At 71.2% G+C, this 3,624-nt stretch carries 2 protein-coding genes and 1 pseudogene; 2 read left to right on the top strand and 1 reads right to left on the bottom strand.

Annotated elements, in window-relative coordinates; all coding sequences use genetic code 11:
- Positions 1-290 (top strand): annotated as a pseudogene (locus JHD21_RS21455) (hypothetical protein); the annotation flags it as partial.
- Positions 291-489: 199 nt separating this feature from the next.
- Here JHD21_RS21455 and JHD21_RS21460 read toward each other — a convergent pair.
- The gene (locus JHD21_RS21460; RefSeq protein ID WP_292679537.1) at positions 490-1,812 is read right to left on the bottom strand and encodes an MFS transporter; all 1,323 of its coding nucleotides are present in this window, start codon (positions 1,810-1,812) and stop codon (positions 490-492) included.
- A 118-nt stretch (positions 1,813-1,930) separates the two neighbouring features.
- Between JHD21_RS21460 and JHD21_RS21465 the strand changes: the two genes are divergently transcribed.
- Positions 1,931-3,624: DUF2207 domain-containing protein (locus JHD21_RS21465; RefSeq protein ID WP_292679538.1), on the top strand; the 1,694-nt coding region annotated here is incomplete at its 3' end.

Genomic DNA, 3,624 nt, shown 5'->3' on the forward strand with positions numbered 1-3,624 from the left:
CCCCCACGCCCGCCGCCGCACCCGGGCCCGCCGAGCCGCCTGTCGAGCCGGCCGCCGAGCCGTCCGGCGGCGAGGCCGTAGGGCAGCCGGAGGCCCAGTCCGAGGCCGCGCAGCCCGAGCCCGCCCGGCAGACCCACGTGGCGCCGCCACCGATGGCACCCGCCCCGCCGCGGCAGGAGGCGCTCGACCTGGGTGCCACGGTGCTGCCGATCCTGGCCAAGACGTACTGGAAGCACGCCTTGGTCGCCCTCGTCGTGGTCGCCCTGGTGGTGTGGCTGATCGTCGGCTGACGGTTGCCGGCATGTGAGTGCGCTACGCGACGCAGTTCGCAGGCGAGCGTCGTCCGCTCACGCTCAGGCATCGAACTGGTCGCCCCAACTGTGTCGCGAAGCGGCGTCACTCGCCACGCGCTGCTGGACCGCCGAGCTCATGGAATGACCGAAGCTCACCTTCCACCGGCGGACGTGAGCCCGGCGTCATGACGCGACGTCAGTCCGTCGTGGCCGGATGGACCTGGGGCTCGGGCGTCGCCGGTGGCGGGGCGTCGGGGGGCACGGTCACGCCGTTCACCCTCGGCTCGAGCTGGGCCTCCACCTTGAGGATCGCCAGGACGCCACACAGCAGCGAGCCGACGACCAGCAGACCGATGTAGACCTCGCCCAGTGCCTGGCCGATGAGCACGCCGGAGATGGCGGGCGCGATGACGGCGGCCAGCTGGAAGGCGCCAGAGCTGAGGGCGTTGTAGCGGCCGCGCAGGTGGTCGGGGGCGAGGTCGTTGACCAGGGCCGGGATGGTCGGCTGGAGCAGGGTCTCGCCGAGGGCGAAGACCCCCGCGCAGGCGGCGACCAGGACGGCGGCGCCGAGGGTGCCCGGGACCAGGCCGGACAGACCCAGGCAGAGCCAGGCGAGCGCCCAGACCACGCCCATGGCGGCGATGACCCGGGTGCGCCGACGCCCCTCGATCCGGCCCAGCACGACGAGCTGGAGGAGCACGATGACCAGTGTGTTGGCCGCGAACGCGAACCCCAGGGTCCGGGTCGACACCTCGCTGACCGCCCGGGCGAACGCCGGCATCCCGGCGTTCAGCTGGGAGTAGCCGACGAACGAGGCCACGAAACCCAGCAGCGTCAGTGAGCCCATCGCCGGTCGGCGCAGGACCGCGAGGTAGGAGACGGTCTCGCCGGTATCGACGTGGTCGCCGTGGAGCACCTGGCCGCCGACGTGCCGCAGCGGCCCCAGGAGCAGCGCCAGCGCCGGTAGGTAGCTGGCCGCGTCCGCGAGGTAGATGGCCTGGAAGGTCACGAGCCGGTCGACGTCGACGAGGAGACCGCCGACCACGCCGCCGATGCCGATCCCGAGGTTGAGCAGGGTGAAGTTGACGCCGAAGTAGCGCTGCCGGAGCTCCGCCGGGACGACGGACGCGATCATGCTCTGGAACGCCGGCCACGACAGGCCGAAGGCGATCCCCTGCAGGACCAGTGCGATCGCGGCCTGCCACCGGGTCTCGGAGAACGCGAGCACGGTGTTGCCGGCGATCATCAGCGCGAGCAGGGCCAGCACGATGCGCCGCGGTCCGACCCGGTCGATGGCCAGGCCTCCCGGCCCGACGACCAAGAGGCCCAGGAGCGGGGACAGCCCTAGCAGGAGGCCGACGTCGCTCAGGGCGAACCCGCGGACCTCATGGAGGTAGACCACCTGGAAGGGGAGTACCAGCCCGGTCCCGACGAACTCGATGACCACGATCGACAGCAGCAGCCGGCCCTCGCGGGGGAGGTCGTGCCAGAAGGCCCGCAGGCCGGTCTCCGAGCTCACCGGGCCGAGTGTCGCAGCGCCCACCGACACGGCGCACGCGGGGTTCGGCCCACGCGGCATCTCCTGGCCCGGCAGGGCTACAGACGACCGGGCGGCGCACCCTCTAGGGTCGCTTCTCGTGATACGGCTCGTGGGCTACACCATCGGTGTCGCGGTGATCGCCGCCCTGCTGTCCATCCCGGCGCTGTTCTTCGGCGACGGCGAGCCGACCGCCAACTACGAGGACACGACCATCTCGTCGTACGTCGCGGACTTCACGGTGCGCGAGAACGGCGACCTCGACGTCACCGAGACCATCACCGTCGACTTCCCGGTCTACGGCAAGCACGGGATCTTCCGGTTCTGGGACCGCGTCGACCCCAACGACGACAACGCCCGCCGCGACCCCGAGGACATCTCGGTGACCCGTGACGGCGGCGACGAGCCGTTCGAGCTGAGCAACGAGGACCACGGCCGCTTCCGGGTGGCCAAGATCGGCTCGGCCGACGTCACGCTCGACACCGGCGAGCACGTCTACGTCATCAAGTACCACATCGACGGGGTCGTCACCGAGGGCAACGACAGCATCACCTCCGAGCCCAGCCAGTTCTTCTGGCAGCTGATCCCGGGCGGGTGGCAGCAGAGCATCGACTCGGCGACCCTCACCGTGCACCTGCCGGTCGAGTCCGAGTCGGAGGTGCAGTGCGCGATCGGCTGGGAGTCCACCACGGGCTGCGAGGCCGAGGGCGCCGGCACCAAGGACCTCACCGTCACCACGGGCCCGATCGGGCCGCGGACGCCGCTGTCGATCGCGACCGGCCTCGACATGGAGACCCCCGAGGCGGGCAACGCGCTGCCGTGGACCCCACGCTTCGACCGGGTGCTGGGCCGGAGCGTCCCGGTGCTGGCGATCGTCCTCCTGCTCGGGCTCGGCGCCGGCATCCTCGGCGGCATCGTCGGCGCCCGGTCGCGCGAGAAGGCGCCGGGCTTCCCGGTGCTCTACGCGCCACCGGACGGGATCGGCCCCGCGCAGGCGAAGTACATCTACAGCGAGTCGATCGACCGCGAGGCGTACGTCGCCACGCTGATGTACGCGGCGGAGAAGGACGCCATCGACCTCACCCGCGAGAACGACACCTGGACCATCAAGGACAAGAACGGCCCCGCGGGCTGGGCGAAGCTCGACCCCGTCACGCTCGGTACCGCGCACATCCTCGGCGGCCCCGGCACGGCGTTCACGGCGAACAAGAAGGACGTCCAGGCCGGCAAGCGGCTGCGCGACGAGATCTCGCTGTTCGAGCACAGCGTGGAGAACTGGGCCCGGAGCTCCGGGCACCTGGTCACCTCGGGGCTCGGAGGCATGGGCGGGTTCCTGGTCCTCGCGGGGTTCGCGGGCGTGATCGCGATCGCCATCTGGAACCCGTTCTCGATGACGATGGTCGGTCTCATCCCCGGGGCGTTCGCGGTGTGCGGGACCTCGTTGATGGCGACCGGCTCCGGCACCAAGCGCACCCGCAGCGGTCGCGACCTGTGGTCCAAGGTCGGGGGCTTCCGGCGGATGCTGGCGACGCCGTCGAGCAAGGAGCGGTTCGACTTCTCCGGGCGTGAGGAGCTCTACACCGCCTACATCCCGTGGGCGGTCGCCCTCGGCTGCGCCAAGGAGTGGGCGGCCAAGTACCGCACCGAGATGGGCACCGAGCCCCCGGTCCCGCACTACTTCGCGGGTGGCTACGTGGGCTCGAGCCCGGCGGCGTTCGTCGACTCCATGACCAGTGACTTCAGCGCGACCGTCGACTCCGCGATCTCCTCCTACAACGCCACCCAGTCCTCGTC

It is taken from the genome of Nocardioides sp., from assembly GCF_016462705.1.
In the GTDB taxonomy this organism is placed as follows: Bacteria; Actinomycetota; Actinomycetes; order Propionibacteriales; family Nocardioidaceae; genus Nocardioides.